17 protein-coding genes are annotated in these 17,988 nt (G+C 61.4%); 7 read left to right on the top strand and 10 right to left on the bottom strand.

Translation table 11 applies throughout. From position 1 onward, the window contains the following. Nucleotides 1-145: 145 nt before the first annotated feature. Together AAFH49_RS16765 and AAFH49_RS16760 are read right to left on the bottom strand one after the other, a co-directional pair. Entirely contained in the window at nucleotides 146-838 is a 693-nt protein-coding gene (locus tag AAFH49_RS16765) for a response regulator transcription factor (protein WP_342299980.1), read from the bottom strand. Nucleotides 839-999: 161 nt separating this feature from the next. Continuing rightward, a complete protein-coding gene (locus AAFH49_RS16760) occupies nucleotides 1,000-1,863 on the bottom strand; it encodes a hypothetical protein (protein WP_342299978.1) in 864 nt (287 codons plus the stop codon). A 268-nt stretch (nucleotides 1,864-2,131) separates the two neighbouring features. Here AAFH49_RS16760 and AAFH49_RS16755 point away from each other — a divergent pair, with 268 nt between their 5' ends. Beyond that, the gene (locus AAFH49_RS16755; RefSeq protein WP_342299976.1) at nucleotides 2,132-3,616 is read left to right on the top strand and encodes a hypothetical protein; all 1,485 of its coding nucleotides are present in this window, start codon (nucleotides 2,132-2,134) and stop codon (nucleotides 3,614-3,616) included. 10 nt (nucleotides 3,617-3,626) lie between these two features. On the opposite strand, the gene AAFH49_RS16750 is transcribed toward AAFH49_RS16755, so the two are convergent. Beyond that, nucleotides 3,627-4,001, bottom strand: coding sequence for a DMT family protein (locus tag AAFH49_RS16750; protein ID WP_342299975.1), 375 nt, complete (start codon nucleotides 3,999-4,001; stop codon nucleotides 3,627-3,629). A gap of 193 nt (nucleotides 4,002-4,194) precedes the next feature. Between AAFH49_RS16750 and AAFH49_RS16745 the strand changes: the two genes are divergently transcribed. After that, the gene (locus AAFH49_RS16745) at nucleotides 4,195-5,106 is read left to right on the top strand and encodes an ion channel (protein WP_342299973.1); all 912 of its coding nucleotides are present in this window, start codon (nucleotides 4,195-4,197) and stop codon (nucleotides 5,104-5,106) included. A gap of 145 nt (nucleotides 5,107-5,251) precedes the next feature. On the opposite strand, the gene AAFH49_RS16740 is transcribed toward AAFH49_RS16745, so the two are convergent. From AAFH49_RS16740 to ruvX, 3 genes are all read right to left on the bottom strand, one after another. Beyond that, the gene (locus AAFH49_RS16740; RefSeq protein WP_342299971.1) at nucleotides 5,252-6,229 is read right to left on the bottom strand and encodes a zinc dependent phospholipase C family protein; all 978 of its coding nucleotides are present in this window, start codon (nucleotides 6,227-6,229) and stop codon (nucleotides 5,252-5,254) included. Between the two features lie 181 nt (nucleotides 6,230-6,410). After that, nucleotides 6,411-7,019, bottom strand: a complete 609-nt coding sequence (def, locus tag AAFH49_RS16735; protein ID WP_342299970.1) for a peptide deformylase — start codon at nucleotides 7,017-7,019, stop codon at nucleotides 6,411-6,413. A 66-nt stretch (nucleotides 7,020-7,085) separates the two neighbouring features. After that, on the bottom strand, nucleotides 7,086-7,511 hold the full coding sequence (gene ruvX, locus AAFH49_RS16730; protein WP_342299968.1) for a Holliday junction resolvase RuvX: 426 nt from the start codon (nucleotides 7,509-7,511) through the stop codon (nucleotides 7,086-7,088). A gap of 431 nt (nucleotides 7,512-7,942) precedes the next feature. Here ruvX and AAFH49_RS16725 point away from each other — a divergent pair, with 431 nt between their 5' ends. From AAFH49_RS16725 to AAFH49_RS16715, 3 genes are all read left to right on the top strand, one after another. Continuing rightward, entirely contained in the window at nucleotides 7,943-9,616 is a 1,674-nt protein-coding gene (locus tag AAFH49_RS16725; RefSeq protein WP_342299966.1) for a S41 family peptidase, read from the top strand. 82 nt (nucleotides 9,617-9,698) lie between these two features. Next, nucleotides 9,699-10,904 carry a homogentisate 1,2-dioxygenase gene (locus tag AAFH49_RS16720; RefSeq protein ID WP_342299964.1) on the top strand — a complete coding sequence of 402 codons (1,206 nt, stop codon included), beginning with the start codon at nucleotides 9,699-9,701 and terminating at the stop codon, nucleotides 10,902-10,904. A 103-nt stretch (nucleotides 10,905-11,007) separates the two neighbouring features. After that, complete coding sequence (locus AAFH49_RS16715) at nucleotides 11,008-11,547, top strand: hypothetical protein (protein ID WP_342299963.1); 540 nt, start codon at nucleotides 11,008-11,010, stop codon at nucleotides 11,545-11,547. Nucleotides 11,548-11,625: 78 nt separating this feature from the next. Here AAFH49_RS16715 and AAFH49_RS16710 read toward each other — a convergent pair whose 3' ends face one another. From AAFH49_RS16710 to AAFH49_RS16695, 4 genes are all read right to left on the bottom strand, one after another. Then, nucleotides 11,626-12,357 (bottom strand): hypothetical protein, encoded by a 732-nt coding sequence (locus AAFH49_RS16710; RefSeq protein ID WP_342299961.1) that lies wholly within the window; start codon nucleotides 12,355-12,357, stop codon nucleotides 11,626-11,628. 135 nt (nucleotides 12,358-12,492) lie between these two features. Further along, a complete protein-coding gene (locus AAFH49_RS16705; RefSeq protein WP_342299959.1) occupies nucleotides 12,493-13,239 on the bottom strand; it encodes a hypothetical protein in 747 nt (248 codons plus the stop codon). A gap of 42 nt (nucleotides 13,240-13,281) precedes the next feature. Beyond that, entirely contained in the window at nucleotides 13,282-14,844 is a 1,563-nt protein-coding gene (locus AAFH49_RS16700; protein WP_342299957.1) for a hydroxymethylglutaryl-CoA reductase, read from the bottom strand. 142 nt (nucleotides 14,845-14,986) lie between these two features. Then, nucleotides 14,987-15,745: an energy transducer TonB gene (locus AAFH49_RS16695; protein ID WP_342299955.1), complete on the bottom strand. Its 759-nt coding sequence runs from the start codon at nucleotides 15,743-15,745 to the stop codon at nucleotides 14,987-14,989. Between the two features lie 375 nt (nucleotides 15,746-16,120). Here AAFH49_RS16695 and AAFH49_RS16690 point away from each other — a divergent pair, with 375 nt between their 5' ends. Together AAFH49_RS16690 and AAFH49_RS16685 are read left to right on the top strand one after the other, a co-directional pair. Then, nucleotides 16,121-16,936, top strand: coding sequence for a phytanoyl-CoA dioxygenase family protein (locus tag AAFH49_RS16690; RefSeq protein ID WP_342299953.1), 816 nt, complete (start codon nucleotides 16,121-16,123; stop codon nucleotides 16,934-16,936). 164 nt (nucleotides 16,937-17,100) lie between these two features. Then, entirely contained in the window at nucleotides 17,101-17,883 is a 783-nt protein-coding gene (locus AAFH49_RS16685; RefSeq protein ID WP_342299952.1) for an SDR family NAD(P)-dependent oxidoreductase, read from the top strand. The last annotated feature ends 105 nt before the right edge of the window (nucleotides 17,884-17,988 follow it).

Here is a 17,988-nt window from a genome sequence, read left to right as displayed (position 1 = left end):
GGTTAATTTAAGAACGTCATGCTGAGCGCAGCCGAAGCATCTCGCGTGCTTCCACTAATCAAAGACGTTGCAACGATTGAGTTACTACCACACGCGAGATGCTTGGGCTGCGCTCAGCATGACGTGCTTTTTCATTTGGCTTATTCTAACCCGTCGCCGCTGGCTCGCGCAGCCGGTACCCCTGCCCAATCACCGTTTCCAACAAAGCCGGTGCGGGCGCAAAATCCCGGTCCAGCTTGCGGCGCAGCTGCGAAATGTGTACCTCAATCACATTTGAGCCCATGTCGTAGTCCACGTCCCACACTTTCTCGGCGAGGCGGGTTTTGCTCACCACGCGGCCGGCGTTGCGCAGTAGTAGCTCCAGTACGGCAAATTCGCGGTTGGTGAGATTGAGCGTCTTGCCGGCGCGCGTGACCACTCGGCCCAGCGGGTCAAGCACGAGGTCGGCCAGACGCAGGGCTTCGGCCCCGGCCGGACCGGCGGTTTTGCGGCCGATGATGTGCAGTCGGGCCAGCAATTCATCAAACGCAAACGGCTTACGCAGGTAGTCCACGGCCCCGGCTTCGAGGCCCTTCACCACGTGCTGCGTATCGGTGAGGGCGCTGAGGATGAGCACGGGCGTCTGGATGCCGAACTCGCGCAGGTTGCGCAGCACGTCGAGGCCGCTCTGGCCGGGCAGCATCAGGTCGAGCAGCACGGCATCGTAGGGCGTGGTGGCGGCTTGCTCCAGACCCTCGGGGCCGGTGGCGGCCACGTCGGCCACGTGCCCGGCCTGGGTGAGGCCCTGCTGAATGAAGCCGGCTAACCGGGCCTCGTCTTCGACGATGAGAATGCGCATGAGGGGGATAATGGGAGGTTGTACTACGCAAAAACCTCATGCTGAGCGCAGTCGAAGCATCTCTACCGCAATACTAAATCTGATTAGTTGCGCGGTAGAGATGCTTCGACTGCGCTCAGCATGACGGGCTGATAGGTTTAGATTCTAAAATCCGGCCAACCCTACCGCACCAGGTACTTCACGCCACCCAGCGCCAGCGTCTGGGCGTGCACCACGCGCGGGGCGGTGGTGCCGGCCACGCGGGCTTCGCCGGGCTGGGCGGTGCGCAGGTTGCCGGTGGCTTCCAGCGTCGCGCCCACTGTCAGTTTATCGCTGAGCTGCTCCAAGGCATGGGGCGGCAGCTGCACCACGGTCTGGTCGCTCAGCACCACGCCCCGGATGCGGCCTTTGGGGTCGCGCCGCAGCTCCTTAATGCTGCCTTTGGCGGTGGCGGTTTCCGGCGTGGGCGGGGTGGTGGGGCGCACGGGCGGCGCGTCGTTGATGGTCTGGCTGCCGCTGGTCAGGCTCACGAAGCGGAGGTGGCTGCGGCCGTCGGGGCCGGTGTGGCGCACGCCGCTCACGGTCACGGTGCTGCCGGCTTTGGCGGCGGCTTGCAGCTGCTGGCCCAGGTGGCGCGGGAAGCGCACGGTGTCGGCCGCGCCGGTTGCGGGGCGCAGGATGAAGGCATCGTACACTTGGTCGTCGTTGTTGGCCACGTAGCTGCTCAGGGTGCCGCGCACGTCGGTGATGGTTTGCAGGCCGCCGTGTTCGCCGCGCCGGCCGGGGCCGTCTTTGCCGGGGCCGTGCTCACCGCGCGGGCCGCCGTGCTCGCCACGCGGACCACGGGGCGGGCGGGGGCCATCGGGGCCGTCAGGGCCTTCGCCTTCGGCGGGCGGTGGGGGTGGGGTGGCCAGGTTGCCGGCGGTGGCTTTGGCTGATTTCGAGGTTTTGGTTTTGACTTTGGTGACGGTCTGGGCATCGGCCTGAATGGTGCCAGCCAGCAGAGCAGCGGCCAGCAGGGCAACCGAATAAAAGGGCTTATTCATGGGATTAATGAAAAAAATATGGGAGATGAAAAGTTGAGTCGTAAGCGTCGGCGAGCTCCGGTTGCTCTTCCGACGATACAAAATTTCCATCGCGCCCTGAAGCCGGCCTGAAGGCCACATTAATTTTTCTTCAGGTGAATAATCGGCGGCTTTTCCGGCCAAAAAAGTGGTTGGCAAATTTCCTTTAATATATTTATCCCCAGTCGCCTACCGCAGACTGTACGTGCTGCCGCGCCCAACCTGTGCCATTCCTTCATTCCACAACTACATGAAGCACTTCTCCTCGCTGGTTTTCCTGCTGGCCGCCGGCCTGTGGGCCACCACTGCCCATGCGCAGGCCTACCGCCCGTTTCGCTTCGGCCTCAGCTATCAGCTCAGCGCCGCTGCCACGCCCGGCGACACCACGCACCTGTTGCGCCTGGCCAGCCGTCAGGCACAGGGCGCCGATTCGCTGTTTTTGTTCGATAAGCGCACCAGCCGGGGCCGTGCGCTGCCTCAGCAAGGCAACTGCGGCTACTACGTGCAGCGCAATGATAACCTCTTTGGCACCTCGCTAACGCAGCGCCCCGGGGCCGAATACGTCCTTACGGCCGCCAACGGCCGCACCTTCACACTGCGCCCCCGCGCCGTGCTGGGCCAGGCGTGGGCGGCTACTGCGGCCGGCCTCACGGCCCGCGTCACGGCCCGCACGCTGGGCGCGGTGCTGGGGCAGGCCGATTCGCTGGCCACCATCACCCTGTCGGATGGGGCCGTTATCACGCTCGGCAAGCGCCTTGGCTGGGTGAGTGGCCCGGCCTTGGGGCACTACCTCAATGCCCGGCTGCCGCAGGCCGCGCTCACGCTCACGGCCCTGCCGGAGCTGGGCCTGGGCATTAATAAGCTAGGTGCTTTTGCGGTGTATGATTTCCAGCCCGGCGATGTATTCCTGCGCCGAACAACCACCACCGGCTATGCAGGCTTGCCCGGCTGCGTTGACTATCGCTGGACGCGTGACAGCATCATTAGCCGCACCCTCAGTGCCAGCGGCGATGCGCTGGACTACCAGCTGCAACGCCGCACCCTCACCCGCAACTGCATCGGTGCGCCCGTGCTGAGTGCGCCCGTGGTGCAGGCCCTGCATATCACGCGCATCATGGGCCACCTCGACCAGCCCACCGGCTTCTGGGGAGGGGCGGTTTCGGTGGGCACGGGCAGCTTGGTGCACCTGCCCGCCTGGCGCACCACCGACTACAACGGCCGCCTTGTGCAGCGCCACACCGACTATATGCAGTGCGGCACCATCACGGCCGACAGTACCTCCCTCCGCAATGCCAGCAACCTCGATGCCGGCTACTCCGTGCTCACGGTCGTCGGCCTGGGCCAGACGCAGGAGGAATACACCAGCTTCACCACCGAAACCACCACGCTGCTTGGCTACCGCAAGGGTACTGAAACCTGGGGCCAGCTCACCACTTTCGCGCAGCTGCTGCCCGTGCGCGCCAGCCGTCCGGCCAGCACCACGGCCGCTTTCCCCAACCCGTTCGGTGCGGAAATCCAGGTGACTTTCACCCTGGCCAGCCCGCAGCCCGTGGGCCTGACGTTGCACGATGCCCTGGGCCGCCAGGTGCTGGAAATGGCTCCCGCGCCGCAGCTGGCGGGCGCACGGCAGCTCACCTTGCCCACTACGGGCCTGCCCGTGGGCGTGTACAGCCTGCATCTGCGTTTCTTGCAAGAAGGCCGTACGGAAGTGCTGCGGGTATTAAAAGCCGAGTAGTGCTACCGGCTTACCACTTTTTGAATATGACGTACACGGCTGCCACCAGCAGGATGAAACCCACCACATGGTTCCAGCCCAGCTTGTCGGTTTTGAACACGAACACCGCGCAGAGCGTGAACACCGTGAGCGTAATCACCTCCTGAATCACCTTGAGCTGGAACAGGCTGAATGGCCCGCCGTTTTCCTCAAACCCCAGCCGGTTGGCCGGCACCTGAAACACGTACTCGAACAAGGCCAGCCCCCAGCTCACCATGATGACGCCAAACAGGCCCAGTTTGGCAAACCAGGCCATTTTTTTGAACAGATGCAGGTGCCCGTACCAAGCAAACGTCATGAACAGGTTGGAGATGGTGAGGAGCAGGAGGGAATAAACGCCTTTCATGTGGTGGGGTGGTGGAGTAATGAGCTGGTGGGTGTCTGAACGTCATGCAGAGCGCAGCGAAGCATCGTTACCGCCACCGCTAATCCTGTCGATTGGGTTGCTGCTGTGGTAAAGATGCTTCGCTGCGCTCTGCATGACGTTTATTTGTCGTCATACGTTGCCCCGCCAACCCACTACTCCGCCCCTCCACCACATGCCCACCCTCGACCCTGGCATCGGCGAAAAGTTCTCGCGCCGCACCAAGCGGGCCATCAACCATGACGGCTCATTCAACGTGCGCCGGCGCGGCGGCCCGCACCGCCACGACCCGTACCAATGGCTCATCCAGATGGATTGGTATCCGTTTATCGGCCTGGTGGTGGTGTTTTTTACGGTGATAAATGTCGCCTTTGCCCTCGCCTTCATGGCCTTGGGCCTCGAAGACCTACCCGGGGTGGCCGCCCCGCACGACGGCGTGCAGGATTTTCTGAGCGCCCTGTTTTTCTCCATTCAGACCTTCACCTCCGTCGGCTACGGGCACGTGTACCCAGGCACCAACGCCACCGGTTTCCTCAGCAGCGTGGAGGCGCTGGTGGGCGTGCTCACCTTCGCGCTGGCCACGGGCTTGCTCTACGGGCGGTTTTCGCGGCCCACGGCGCGCATTCATTTCAGCCGCACGGCCATCATCAGCCGCCGGCCCGATGGCCTGCCCTGCCTGCAATTCCGCATCGCCAACCAGCGCAACAACATCCTCATCGACCTGCAGGCCCGCGTGCTGCTCAAAACCGTAAACCCTGCCACCAACGACCAGACCTACGCCCTGCTGCCGCTCGAACGCGACGCCATCAGCTTCTTCCCCCTGAGTTGGACCATCGTGCACGACATCACCTCTACAAGCCCGCTCCACAACCTACTACCCGCTGACTACGAGCGTCTGGATTTCGAAATCATCATCCAGCTCAAAGCCTACGACGACACCTTCGCCCAGGACGTGCACGCCCGCAACTCCTACACCCACGATGAAATTGAGTGGCACCGCCGCTTCATCCGCGCCTACGAAGTCGGCGAAGATGGCATTGCCGTAGTGGATTTAGATATGGTACACCAGACGGAGCCGCTGGCTTAACCGCCTGTCATTGCGAGCGCAGCGCGGCAATCCGTCCTTTCAAAACCAGACATTTTCTTAAGTGCTGACCTTCGGTTAGCACGTTTTAGGGTTTGTTGCTGAGAAAAGGACGGATTGCTTCGGTTCTGCCTCGCAATGACAGGCGTTACTCGTCATGCCCGGGCGCGGACGTAGCCGGTGCGCCGGCCGTTTGCTTGGCTTCCAGTTCCAGGCGCTGCTGCTCTTTGGCCGAGGGCGTGTATTGCAGCTGGCGCAAATCAGGCGAGCCGCCGTCCACCCAGCAGGTAAACCAGAAGTCGCCGATGAGGGCCGCCGCGTAGCGCAGCTGCCGTTCCACCTGGCCATTGAGCCGGGCGTGGTAGGCTTTGCTGAAATCGCGCGAGTAGGCCCGCACCGTCTGGCTGCCGCGCTGCTCGTAGCCAAATTTCTGGTCTTCCTGATACTCGGCCGTGAGCTGTTTTTCAAACCGCAGCACCGAATCAACAGCCGCGTGCGAGCGGATGACAGCTGCCCAAATCGCGTCGCTGGGCCGCTCCAGGTACTCGGCCTTGCCGCTGAACAGGTCGTAGTCGGCGCTTAGTAGTTCGGGCAGGCGCGATTCCCACAGCCCGTGAATGCCGCGCTGGCCCGTGAGCTGGCCGTTGTAGTTGCGGGTGGTGTGCAGCGGCACGCAGGCATCGGCCACGTAGTGCCCCAGGTCGGCCGAGAGGCTCAGAATCCGGTCCGTGTCCTTGGCCTTGAAGGCGGCGGTGAGCTGATTTTTCATGCTTACTACGTTCCATGGCACGATGCCGTGGCGCAGCAGCGAGTCTTCGCCGTAGCGGGCCACGGCGTCGGCGTACTTGCGCGGCAGCTTAAATTCGGCGCTGTCGCCATACCGGTCCACGTCGAGAAAGTGCTTGGGGGCCTCGCCGGGCACCACCGTGCGGCGCGAGTCGGGCCGCGTGGCGTTCACCGTCAGGTAATCAATGTTGGCCTTGTAGAAGCCAATCATGCCCGGCGGCAACGTGTACACTGCCAGTCGGTTCAGTAGTCGGTGGCCAAAAAAGCCCCACGCCTGCGCCTGGCGGGCAACGAAGAGCAGGGGCAAACAAATCAGGAGCAGGTAGCCGTATTTTTTCACGGCTAACAAGGTACGGAACCAGCTTCGGAATTCACTAAACCAGGTTTCGCTAAAACAGTCATGCTGAGCAGAGTCAAAGCATCTCTACCGCACAACTAATCTTAATTAAAAGGAATAGTCTTGAGGTAGAGATGCTTCGGCTTCGCTCAGCATGACAGGTTAATACACTCAAGTTTGGCTTCTACCGCCGCCGCCCCTCACCCACAAACTTCATGCGGTAGTCATGCCGCACATCGCCTTTGCTGATGCGGGCCAGCTTGCCCTTCAGCAGCTGCTTCTTGAAGCCGGAGAGCTTATCAGTGAACAGGATGCCTTCCAAATGGTCGTACTCGTGCTGAATAACGCGGGCGGCCATGCCCGAAAATGCCTCTTCGTGCACTTGGCGGTTTTCGTCCTCGTAGCGCAGCACGATATCAGCGTGGCGCGTCACCAGCTCGCGCACGCCGGGGATGCTCAGGCAGCCTTCCTCGAAGCCCCATTCCTCGCCGGTTTCGCTCACCATCTGCGGGTTGATGAAGGCGCGCTTGATGGGCGGCTCGGGCACTTCGCCTTCTTCCAGCTCGGCCAGGTCTTCCTCGTCCAGCTCCACCATCGGGCCCGAATCCATCACGAACAGCCGCACGGCTTTGCCCACCTGGGGTGCTGCCAAGCCCACGCCGTGGGCCGAATACATCGTTTCGTACATGTCGGCAATCAGCTGCTGGAGCTCGGCGGCGGGCAGGTCGGCAGCAATGTTTTTGGCTTTAGTCTTGAGGACGGGGTCGCCGATGGCAACAATGGAGTAAATCATGGTAATGGTCAGTTAAAACAGAACGTCATGCTGAGCGCAGCCGATGCATGACGTTTAACGAAACAACTATATTTCCCGCATCAGCGGTGATTCGAGGAATGATTGTAGAATAATGGTGGCGCTGATGCGGTCCACCGTCGCCTTGTCGCGCCGGGCCTTCTGGCCGAGGCCACCGGCCAGCATGGTGGCGTGGGCCATGCGCGAGGTAAACCGCTCGTCGAGCTCATGAATGGGCAACTCGGGCAACTCACGGCGCAGCGTGCGCAGCAGGCCCACCACGGCGCTGGTCACGTCGGTGGGCTCGTTGAGCAGCGTGCGGGGCATGCCCACCACCACGGCCCGCAGGGGCTCGCGCAGGTGGTAGGCCTTCACGTAGGTCAGCAAATCCTTGCTGTGGATGGTTTCCAGCGGCGAGGCAATCATGCACAGCGGGTCGGTCACGGCCAGGCCCACGCGCTTATTTCCGTAGTCGATGGCGAGGATGCGACCCATGTGGTGGCTATGTAAAACGAAGAAAATGAAAAGAGCCAGCCATTGTGGCTGGGTGCAAAGATACGGCGGGCCAAAAGCTCCCAATCCGCCGGGCAACCCCGGCCGTATTTGCTGCGAGTTCTGACTACCGCCGCGCTCAGACCGGAAAAAGCCCCATCCAACGGGCAAAGACCCGGGCTGGGCGAAAGCCATCCGAAAATTTATGGGTAAAATCATAAATTTGATTCATGTTAAAATGGCTAAGCTGGAAATTATAAATTGTGATTTGCCAGTAAAAACACCGGCGTTTAGCTCTTTTGTTTTAGATTATTGCATAAATTAAAGAAATGCAGAAATGGCTACCTTTCATCCTTTGTAACTGGGAAAATTTCAATAATTTTGAATCCCATCTAATATTATCCTATTGATTATTAACTCTACGCTTATTTCCTATGCCCACTTCTACCCCTGCTAACCAGGCAACTGGTGTGCCCGCCAGCTCATGGCGGCGCGGCTGGTTGCGGCAAGGCTTATTGCTGGTGCTGGCCATGGGCTGCGGCGTATTAGTGGCCAATAATCCCTTCCGGCCCTCGTCGGAAAACCCCGACGCTACGGCCCGGGGCTACCTGCGCTTCAAGGAAATCCTGAGCTACGTGGACCGCGACTACGCCGACTCCGTGGACACCGAAGGCCTGGCCGACTACGCCGTGACCCAGATGTTGGAAAAGCTCGACCCGCACTCGGTCTATATCCCGGCCCGCGACCGCGAAAAAACCGATTCCTTCCTGCAAAGCGACTACGACGGCATTGGCGTCGAATTCAACACCTTCCGCGATACCGTGACGGTGGTGGCCCCGCTCAGCGGCGGCCCGGCCGAGCAGGCCGGCGTGCAGCCCGGCGACCAGATTCTAAGCATCGGCGGCAAGCGCGTATCGGGCGCACGCCTCACCTCCGGGCAGCTTTCGCAATTGCTGCGCGGCCCCCGGGGCAGCAGCGTGGCTATTGAGCTGCGCCGCCGGCATCAGGGCCAGCCCCTGCGATTTAGCATTGCCCGCAGCCGTATTCCCAATAGCTCGATTGATGCCGCGTATCTGGTTGATGACCAGACGGGCTATATCAAAGTGAGCCGGTTCGCTTCGAATACCTACGACGAATTCAAAGCCGCGCTGGCCGACCTACGCCGGCAAGGCCTCACCCGCCTCGTGCTGGACCTGCGCGGCAACCCCGGCGGCTACCTCGACCGCGCCACCCGCCTGGCCGATGAGTTCATTGCCGGCTCGCGCAAAATCGTGTACACCGACGGCAAGGGCGACCAATACGACTCGCAGACCTACGCCAAAGTAGCCGGCGAATTCGAGGAAGGCTCCCTGGTGTTACTCGTGGACGAAGGCAGCGCCTCGGCCGCTGAAGTAGTGGCCGGCGCGTTGCAGGACCACGACCGCGCCACGCTGGTGGGCCGCCGCACCTTCGGCAAAGGCCTCGTGCAGCAGCCTATTCCCTTGAGCGACGGCGGCGAACTGCGCCTCACCATTGCCCGCTACTATACGCCCGCCGGCCGCTCCATCCAGAAACCTTACGGGGCCAACTACGCCGAATACAGCGCCGAGCTGAGCGGCCGCTCGGCTCGTGGCGAGATGCAATCGGCTGATAGCATCCATTTTTCCAAGGCCCTGCAATTCCGCACCGACCACGGCCGCACCGTGTACGGCGGCGGCGGCATCATGCCGGATGTGTTTGTGCCGCGCGATTCTGTCGCCCATTCCGTCTATTTCACCAAGCTGCTGAGCCACGGCGTGGCCCGCGCCTTCGCTCTGAACTTTTACCAGAGCCACAAAGCCGAGCTGGAAGGCCTGCGCTTCGAGCAGTTCAATGCCACCTTCCGCATCTCGGATGCGCAGCTGCTGAGCCTGACCACCCAGGCCGCCCAGGATGGCGTGACGGCCGACGGAGCCGCCGTGCGCCGCTGCACGCCGCTGCTGCGCAATCAGCTCAAGGCCTACATTGCCCGCAGCGCCTACGGCACCGTGGCCTACTACACCGTGCTGCGCGAGCAGGATGCCGAATTGCAGCGCGCCCTGCACGTGGTGAGCGACAGCACCGCGCAGCTGGCGCTGCTGGGGAAGTAGCGGAGCGCCTGTCATTGCGCTTCACTCGCAATGACAGGCGGCAGCCCGTAACTTCACGGTTCCAATCCCACCCCTCTTCGTTATGTCGCATTACCACCGCCTCGGCCAGATTCCGCGCAAGCGGCACACCCAGTTTCGCCAGCCCGATGGCTCCCTGTATTCGGAGCAGCTGGTGGGCACGCTCGGGTTTCACGGCGTGTCGTCGCTACTTTACCACGTGCACCCGCCGACTCAGATTAAGCATGTGGGCACACCCAAACCTTTTGCCCCGAAGCTGATTAAGGACCGGCCGCTCCAGCCCGAGCACCTGCGCACGCTGGCCCAGACCAGCACCGGCGGCGACTACCTGGCCGCCCGCCAAACGCTGCTCGGCAACGCCGACGTGACCATGTCCATCTGCAATCCCACGGATAAGCGGATGGATTATTACTACAAAAACGCCCAGGCCGACGAGGTGATTTTCGTGCACGAAGGCCGGGGCGAATTGTGGAGCCAGATGGGCAAAGTGGCCTTCGAGCCCGGCGACTACGTGGTGGTGCCGCGCACCGTAATCCACCAGCTGCACTTCGAGGAAGGACCGGTGCGACTGATGATTATCGAGTCGTTCAGCCCGGTAGAGACCGTGCGGCGCTACCGCAACCACTTCGGCCAGCTGTTGGAGCACTCTCCCTACTGCGAGCGGGACATGCGCCCGCCGAGCGAGCTGATTACTGAGGAATATCCCGAGGGCGATTACGTGATTCACACCAAGAAAGAGGGCCTGCTGCACGAGCTGACCTACGCGCACTCGCCGTTCGACGTGGTAGGCTGGGACGGCTATTTCTACCCCTACGCCTTTAGCATCCACGATTTTGAGCCGATAACCGGCCGCCTGCACCAGCCGCCGCCCGTGCACCAGACGTTTGAGGGGCATAACTACGTCATCTGCTCCTTCGTGCCGCGTTTGTTCGATTATCATCCGCTCAGCATTCCTGCGCCCTACAACCACTCCAACGTCGATTCCGACGAGGTGCTGTACTATGTGGCTGGCAATTTCATGTCGCGCAAAGGGGTTGATTTGGCCTCCTTTACCTGGCACCCCACGGGGCTGCCGCACGGCCCGCACCCCGGCACCGTGGAGGCCAGCATCGGCAAAAAGGAAACCCACGAGCTGGCGGTGATGCTCGACACCTTCCGCCCGCTCTACCTCACCGAAACGGCCCTGCAATACGTGGACGGCCGCTACCCGATGAGCTGGAACCCCGGCTTCGTGCCCGACCCGCCCAAATCGGCGGATATGATGGACTAAGCTGCTCGTTGTAACTTTGAAGAACTACCGTAGCGGTTGCCCCCGAACTCTTTAGCGACCAAGCTACGTATATCGACCCTACTCATCAATAGCCCGACAATCTATGAAGAAGCTACTTTTCCTCGCCCCCGTACTGGTGCTGCTGACGGTGTTCGGTTGCAAAAAGAGCCTGCTTGACCAGCTCCTGACGTTTACCGTGGATGTGTCGCAGAACTCCCGAATCCCCCCGCCCAGCATTTTCTACACGGGCCTGCCCCGGCCGGTATCCATCATCACGAATTCGGAAGCCTCGTTTCGCAACAACAAGACTGCCCGCGACAAGGTCAAAAACGTGCTGCTCGACCAGATGCAGCTTACCCTGGTTAGCCCGGCCGCGCTCAACTTCGACTTCCTCGATACCCTGCGGGTTTACATCAATACGCCCAAGGCTAATAACCGGGTTTTGCTCGCGCACCTCTACAATCCGCCCAAGGGTGCCAAAACGCTGACGCTTATTCCAACCACCGACCGCCTCGATGACTACCTGAAGGCGGATACGTACGAGCTGACGGTGTACAGCCGGCAGCGGCCGAATTACTTTATTATGGATTCCCTCACCATCCGTTCGGACACACGCTTTAAAGTAACGGCCGACCCACTGTAGCTGCACGCAAAATCAAAAAAGCCCTTTCCGCACGCGCAGAAAGGGCTTTTTTGATGCTCTAACGTGAGTCGAAGCCTGCTACTTCACCACCGCCACGCGGTTGTAGCGGTCAATCATCTTGGCTACGTCGGCGGGCTGGTCGTATTGCAGGTGCTGGGCGTTGGCGAAGGTGCTGATTTCGCCTTCGCGCTTGCCAAACAGGCGCAGAACATCGGTCTGGTTGAGCGTGATGGGGTGCAGCGGCTCGGTAGGCTCGTTGCCGACGCCGACCAGCAGCATGGGGGCCATGGAGAGGCGGCCGGCCACCGCATCGGCTCCCGAGGAATAAATGCGGGCCAGCAATAGCGGGCCGGCATCCACGGCCGTGAGCACTTCCACAAATTCGCGGCGGGTGCCGGCGCTGCCTTCCTTCACCAGGCGGGGGCGGAAGCGGCGCAGGGCATCGGCCCCGGTGCCGCCCATCTCGCCGATATCGAAGCCGCGCAGGCTGCCCACGGGCCACAGGTGCGTCGAATCGGTGTTGATGGAATCCTGGGCTTCGAGCAGGCGCATGCCGGCGTGGAAGCGCAGGCCCGGCACCGGCCGGTAGCGCCCGTCGAACGTGCGCAGGGCACCGGGCTGGAAGCTGCCATCGCCGAGGAAGCCGGTGGCCTGGCTTTTCAGGCCGGCCCGCAGGGTGGCAGCGGTGGGGTTGCGGTTGCTTTGGGCGTAAATGGTGCGGGCTTCAGCCTGCTCCTTCGCGGCCTGGGCATTGGCCTGCTGTGCGCCGGCAAGTAAGAAAATAGCAAATAAGTAGAGGTGGGGTCTCACTAAAAGCACTAAAAAATGGTGAATAGTACAGGGGGCGTCAAAAATACGATAATTAGGCGGTTGCGCTCCGGTGCAGCGCATTTTCAAGCACCGTGCCAGCCTGGGCCTGGAGTAGCGCGCACTTTGTAGTTCGCGCTACGGCTGCTTGAAAGACAGTTGGTTATAATATTCTACCATGCGCAGCACCTGGCCCAGGTCGGTGTAGCTCAGGGATTGTTTGGCCGCCCAGGCCGCTACTTCGGAAGCCCGTGAGCCAAAGAGTTGGGTCACATTCTTTTGGGTGAGGAGCACCGCCCGGAGCGGTTCTTTGGCCACGAGGTCGGTGCCGGCCAGCACTGTCTGGCCGATTTCGGTGTGCTCCGGCCGGGTTTCGGTGTGCAGAATGGGGTCGAGCTGGGCATCTTCGTGGTGGTAGCTGTGCTGCAGGGCCAAGACTAGCGGGCTGTTGTCGGACTGCGTCAGCACCTCCGCAAAGTCGAGCCGGGTGCTGCCGTTGCGCACCATCTTGCTGCGGAAGTGCCGCGCCTCGCTGCCCCGGCCCAGGTAAAAGCCGTCGAGGCTGCCGGGCGGCCACACGTGGCTGCCGGTCGAGTCGCGCACTTCCAGCAGGCGCAGGGCCACATTGTATTTCAGGGCCGGCACCCGCACCTGGCGCTTGTCGAGCAACACCAGCGTGCCCGGCTGGTCCACGCTGATGAGGTAGGCCTCGGGGGCATTCACCAGGTCTTTGCGCATACGGGCCAGGGCATCGGGCGCGTTGGCCCGCTGGTAGAGGTCCATGCCGATTTCGGTGAGGTCGCGCTGGGTTTGGGCGTGGGCGGATGAGGCCAGTAACAGGCCGGTCAGTAGCAGGCCGGCCCCAAGTTTTTGGGTAGTGGTCATGTAGAAAATGGAAAGGAAAAAGACGGGTTGGCCCCGTGGCGTTTAACGGTTGCGGCCATACTGCTCGTGGCTGCTCACCCAGTCGGAGCTGGAGATGGCCGCGCCCAGGCTGAGCTCGCCGGCCAGCACCACGCCGGCCACTATTTCGGCAAACTTGCGCACCGTGCCCCGGCCCACGCAGCCCAGCATTTGCAGGCACTCGTTTTGGGTGGCCAGGCCGGTGCCGCCGCCGTGGGTGGCCACGATGAGCGACGGAATGGTGATACTGATGTACAAATCCCCGTCCTTGTTCACCTCCGAATACAGGATGCCGGCCGAGGATTCGCTCACGTTGGCCACGTCCTGCCCCGTGGCGATGAACATGGCCGTGATGCCGTTGGCCGAGTGCGCGCCGTTGTTGTTGGCCCCCGAAATGAACGCGCCCACGTTGCTCACTTGCCCGTGGTAGGCCAGCTGCTCGGGCGTCACGCGCATGCGCTGCATCAGGATGTCGCGCTTTATCACGGCTTCGGCCACCACGCGCTTGCCCCGGGTCCGCATCACGTTGATTTGGGAGGCCTTTTTGTCGGTGGCGAAGTTCGATTCGAGGTAGAAGTGCTCCACTTTCGCGCCCTTGTAGTTCTCCAGAATCCAGGAGCAGGCGGCGAAGGTGGCGCGGCCCACCATGTTCTGCCCGGCCGCGTCGCCGGTGCTGAAATTGAAGCGCAGGTAGGCGAATTTGTTGCTCAAATACGTGTCGATGTACTGCAACTTGGCCACGCTGGAGGTGCTTTCGGCCTGCGGCCGAATCTGGTCAATGGTGTCTTCCACCCACTTGCCAAAGTCCCGCGCCCCGCGCGCATCATCAAACACGAACACCGGGGCGCGCTGCATGGCGTCGCCCACCACGGTGCATTTCACGCCGCCGCATAGGTTCAGCACCTGCATGCCACGGTTGTAGCTCGCTACAAGGGTGCCCTCGGTGGTGGCCATCGGAATCAGGAAATCGCCTTGGGCGTGCTCGCCATTCACGGTCAGCGGCCCGGCCAGGCCCACCGGAATCTGGGCCACACCCATGAAATGCTCGCAGTTGCCCTGCAGCTGGTGGGCATCGAAGGAGTAGTGCTTGAGGTGCTTGAATTCCTTCTCCGAAAACTGCTCGGCGAAGCGCTGGCGGGCCGCGATGGCGGCCTCGGAATAGTCGTCTTCCTCGGAGCGCGGAATGCGGGGCTTGGAGCTGGCCACGCCCACAATGGCGTCTTCCACCTCCACGTGCAGGTCGCCAAAGGCATCGGTCGAAAACCACATCTGCACCGGATGGATACCCTCCGGCAGGGCCGGCATGTCGAGCATCACCGTGATGGCGCGGCCCACGGGCAGCTCTACGGCCTGTCCGTCGGCATCGATGGCCGTAGCGGCGCGCTGCTCACCGTTGCCCAAATCGACCCGGATTTTCTCGGCCGGTACCAGCACCTCGCCAATCTGCACCTGCTTGAAACCAGTCACCTTCACGGTATCGAGCCGGTTTTTGAGGCTAAAGGCCACGCCCGCGTTTTCGGGCAGGTTGTGCAGGCTGCCGCGGGTGTAAAGCAGCTTGAGGAGCATGGGGCTGGGCGTGAAAACCATAGGGCGGAGAGGGTGGGGGAAGTGGGAATTAGGAGCGGTGCGGAGAGCAGGGGTGAAGGTGGGGAATTTTGGGCAGAATGTCCAAATAGTAATTCCCGTAAAAGACAAGGTAATGGGCTAGGAATAGACGAAATGGCTACTTCTATTTTGATTCAAATGTAACAGGTAGCGTTAGGCTCATACTCACCGGTTTGCCGTTCTGCTTGGCCGGTTCAAACCCTTTTAGTGACCGCACTACGCGTAATGCTTCGTCGTCAAACAGCGGATGTAGGCCTTTGACCACGGTAGCATTGTGCACCAAACCGTCTTCGCCCACTGTGAAAATGATAAATAGCCGTCCGCTTACGTGGACTGTGTCAGCATGAGAAGGCCACTTTAGATGCTGCTGAATATACTTAATCAGTGAACTGGTGCCGCCGCCACGAAAACGTGGGACTTGCTCGACTACCATCCCCAAAAACGGTGGCAAACTTGTCTCATCTAATATTAATGAGGCGCGTGCTAGTGAGTCGCGCTTTGCCTCGGCAAGCCGCTCCCGTTCCGGCTTAGCAACTTCCTGCGTGTAATCAATTGTAGTTCGCCGCACCTGCGCCAGCGCTTCATGCGCCGTAAAGCCCTGGCCCACCACCAGCACCAGCGCCACCAGAAACCACTTCATGCGCCGCGTCAGTGTCGGCAGAGTCTGCTGCACCTGCGCAGCCCGAAAGCTGCCGCACACCCGGCCATCGGGCGCGGCGGCGCGGGCGGCGGCTAGGTCAGCCACAGGGTTTGTTGATTGGCTGAAATCCTGCACCACTCGCTGGCAGCTATCGCAAAATTGCCCTTGCGGATGGGTACGGAAAGCCGTGGGCCCAACGGTGCACGGCTGCAAAGCGGCATTGAAAGTGGGTAGCAGGAGCATGGCCAAGCGGAAAGAAGCGGGAAAAGATAGAAATTTTCGCAGCTAATGCGGCTTCTGCAACGGCCTTATTTGCCTTTTCTTGTGCGGCGCTGTTCCGGTGGCGGGTTCCCGGCGCGGGGAATAGTGCTGGAATACGTGCTGACCATTAAAGCATTGCCTCGCAATTGCCGTCAGCGCAGGCGCGCCCTGAAGCGGGTATTCACCATCTGTTCACCCGTTGATTTCGTATTTGCCGTCCCGAAACTACCATGCGGCGGCGCGGTTATAGCCGCCGTGCTGCCCGGATGCCCCCGCCCAAAAACCGGCAGGGGCCGCGCCGGACGTATTACCTTTGTGTGTCGCCCGGGAATACCCGGCGGCCGCCAATTTCCTGTTATGGCCCTATCCTCTGACTATCCACGCTTCACGCTCGGCAGCACCCTTACCGCCGAGCAGCGGGCTTTTTTTACCAAATACGGTTTCCTTCACTTCCGGCCCTTCGCCTCGCCCGAATACGTCCAGCAAATCCTCAAAGCGACCGAGGATGTGCAAGCCAAATGGCTGGCCGAAGGCGTAGAAAAAGTGAACGGCGTGCCCATTAAATACGGCCACGACGTGGACGGCTCGCGCATTGTGCAGCGTTTCGCCTTCGCCTCGCAGCACCACCCCGTGTTGCACGAATTGCTGCAAGATGACCGTTTTAAGGCTCTTTTTCCGCTCCTCGAAGCCGAAGGCGGCCGCGTGGGCGAGAACGAGAAAGACGGCCTCGTGGTGAACCACTACGTGAACGTACCCGGCTCCGAATTCAGCCAGATGGGCTGGCACACCGACTCGCTGCGCGACGTGTTCTACGGCAAGCGCATCGGCCCCATGCTCAACGTGGGCCTGCACCTCGACGGCACCAAGGCCACCAACGGCGGCCTGCGCGTGATTCCCGGCACCCACCGCCAGGGCCTGCACAAGATGCTGTTTCGCAAGAAATACTACAAGGACGTGTTCTACGACCCCAACGAGGTGGCCATCGAAACCGAGCCCGGCGACCTCACCGTGCACGACGGCCGCATGTGGCACCGCGTGGCCCAATCGCCGCTGGTAGGCCCCGAAAGCCGCCGCCGCGTGATGTACGTACCCATCATCTCGGGCAAGTACCAGCCCAAGAGCGAGGACAGCCCCACGCCGTTCTACCTGCGCTTTTTGCATTTGGTGAAGTAGAATAGGCGGAGAAAAAGAACGGTCATGCTGAGCGGAGTCGAAGCATCTCTACCGCGAAGAGTAATCCAATTGAAAGGGATTAGTTACGCGGTAGAGATGCTTCGACTCCGCTCAGCATGACGGCCTTATAGCAAGAATAATACGACAATATCACCTTCGAAAAAATGGCCTACGCCCTCGTTACCGGCGCTTCGCGCGGCATTGGCCGCGCCATTGCCCTTCTGCTGGCCCAGCGCGGCTACGACCTGCTGCTGGTGGCGCGGTCCGAAGACCAACTCACCAACCTGGCGCTGGAAGTCGGTACCCGGCACAAACGCCAGGCCCACGTGCTGGCCACCGACCTGGCCGCCCCCGCCGCTGCCGAAACCGTGGCCGCCTGGGCCAATCAGCAAGCCGACCAGCTGGCCATATTGGTAAATAACGCCGGCTATGGCCTCTGGGGTCGCTTTGAGCAGCTCAGCCTAACCGAGCAGCAAAACATGATGCAGTTGAACATGCACCTGCCCGTGGCCCTCACCCACGCCCTGCTGCTTACCCTGCACAAAGCTCCGAAAGCCTACATCCTGAACGTGGCCAGCACCGCCGCCTATCAGGCCGTGCCCTCGCTCTCGCTCTACGCCGCCAGCAAGGCATTTTTGCTGAGTTTCAGCCGCGGCCTGCGCTACGAACTCAAAACCAGCAATATCTCAGTGACCTGCCTGAGCCCCGGTGCCACCACCACCAGCTTTGCCGACCGCGCCGGCATGGGTGCCGAGCTGCAAGCCACTGCCAACAAAGTCTCGATGACGCCTGAAGCCGTGGCCCTGGCTGCAGTGAACGGCCTGCTGGCCGGTGAGGCCGAAATAATCCCCGGCGTGCTCAACAAGGTGTCGGCCGGCCTTACCAGTCTGGTGCCCAAGGGCATTGTGGAGAAGATTGCGGCCGGGATTTACGAGAAGTATTTGTAGAGTTTTAGCAAATTGTAAGACAGAAAAAAGGCCGTTCGGTGATTCCGAACGGCCTTTTTTCTGTCTGGAGAAATCTAATTCGCATCGGCGAAGCTGCCTTTCTGC

The organism is Hymenobacter segetis (assembly GCF_038448715.1).
Lineage (GTDB): Bacteria > Bacteroidota > Bacteroidia > Cytophagales > Hymenobacteraceae > Hymenobacter > Hymenobacter segetis.
Note: the sequence above shows the minus strand (reverse complement) of the source record. Positions and strands in the feature narration are given on the sequence as shown.

What these genes read in the sequence shown, in the direction of transcription:
- AAFH49_RS16765 (WP_342299980.1), bottom strand. Translation starts at nt 838, where the DNA reads ATGCGCATTCTCATCGTCGAAGACGAGGCCCGGTTAGCCGGCTTCATT.
- AAFH49_RS16760 (WP_342299978.1), bottom strand. Translation starts at nt 1,863, where the DNA reads ATGAATAAGCCCTTTTATTCGGTTGCCCTGCTGGCCGCTGCTCTGCTG.
- AAFH49_RS16755 (WP_342299976.1), top strand. Translation starts at nt 2,132, where the DNA reads ATGAAGCACTTCTCCTCGCTGGTTTTCCTGCTGGCCGCCGGCCTGTGG.
- AAFH49_RS16750 (WP_342299975.1), bottom strand. Translation starts at nt 4,001, where the DNA reads ATGAAAGGCGTTTATTCCCTCCTGCTCCTCACCATCTCCAACCTGTTC.
- AAFH49_RS16745 (WP_342299973.1), top strand. Translation starts at nt 4,195, where the DNA reads ATGCCCACCCTCGACCCTGGCATCGGCGAAAAGTTCTCGCGCCGCACC.
- def (WP_342299970.1), bottom strand. Translation starts at nt 7,019, where the DNA reads ATGATTTACTCCATTGTTGCCATCGGCGACCCCGTCCTCAAGACTAAA.
- ruvX (WP_342299968.1), bottom strand. Translation starts at nt 7,511, where the DNA reads ATGGGTCGCATCCTCGCCATCGACTACGGAAATAAGCGCGTGGGCCTG.
- AAFH49_RS16725 (WP_342299966.1), top strand. Translation starts at nt 7,943, where the DNA reads ATGCCCACTTCTACCCCTGCTAACCAGGCAACTGGTGTGCCCGCCAGC.
- AAFH49_RS16720 (WP_342299964.1), top strand. Translation starts at nt 9,699, where the DNA reads ATGTCGCATTACCACCGCCTCGGCCAGATTCCGCGCAAGCGGCACACC.
- AAFH49_RS16715 (WP_342299963.1), top strand. Translation starts at nt 11,008, where the DNA reads ATGAAGAAGCTACTTTTCCTCGCCCCCGTACTGGTGCTGCTGACGGTG.
- AAFH49_RS16705 (WP_342299959.1), bottom strand. Translation starts at nt 13,239, where the DNA reads ATGACCACTACCCAAAAACTTGGGGCCGGCCTGCTACTGACCGGCCTG.
- AAFH49_RS16700 (WP_342299957.1), bottom strand. Translation starts at nt 14,844, where the DNA reads ATGGTTTTCACGCCCAGCCCCATGCTCCTCAAGCTGCTTTACACCCGC.
- AAFH49_RS16695 (WP_342299955.1), bottom strand. Translation starts at nt 15,745, where the DNA reads ATGCTCCTGCTACCCACTTTCAATGCCGCTTTGCAGCCGTGCACCGTT.
- AAFH49_RS16690 (WP_342299953.1), top strand. Translation starts at nt 16,121, where the DNA reads ATGGCCCTATCCTCTGACTATCCACGCTTCACGCTCGGCAGCACCCTT.
- AAFH49_RS16685 (WP_342299952.1), top strand. Translation starts at nt 17,101, where the DNA reads ATGGCCTACGCCCTCGTTACCGGCGCTTCGCGCGGCATTGGCCGCGCC.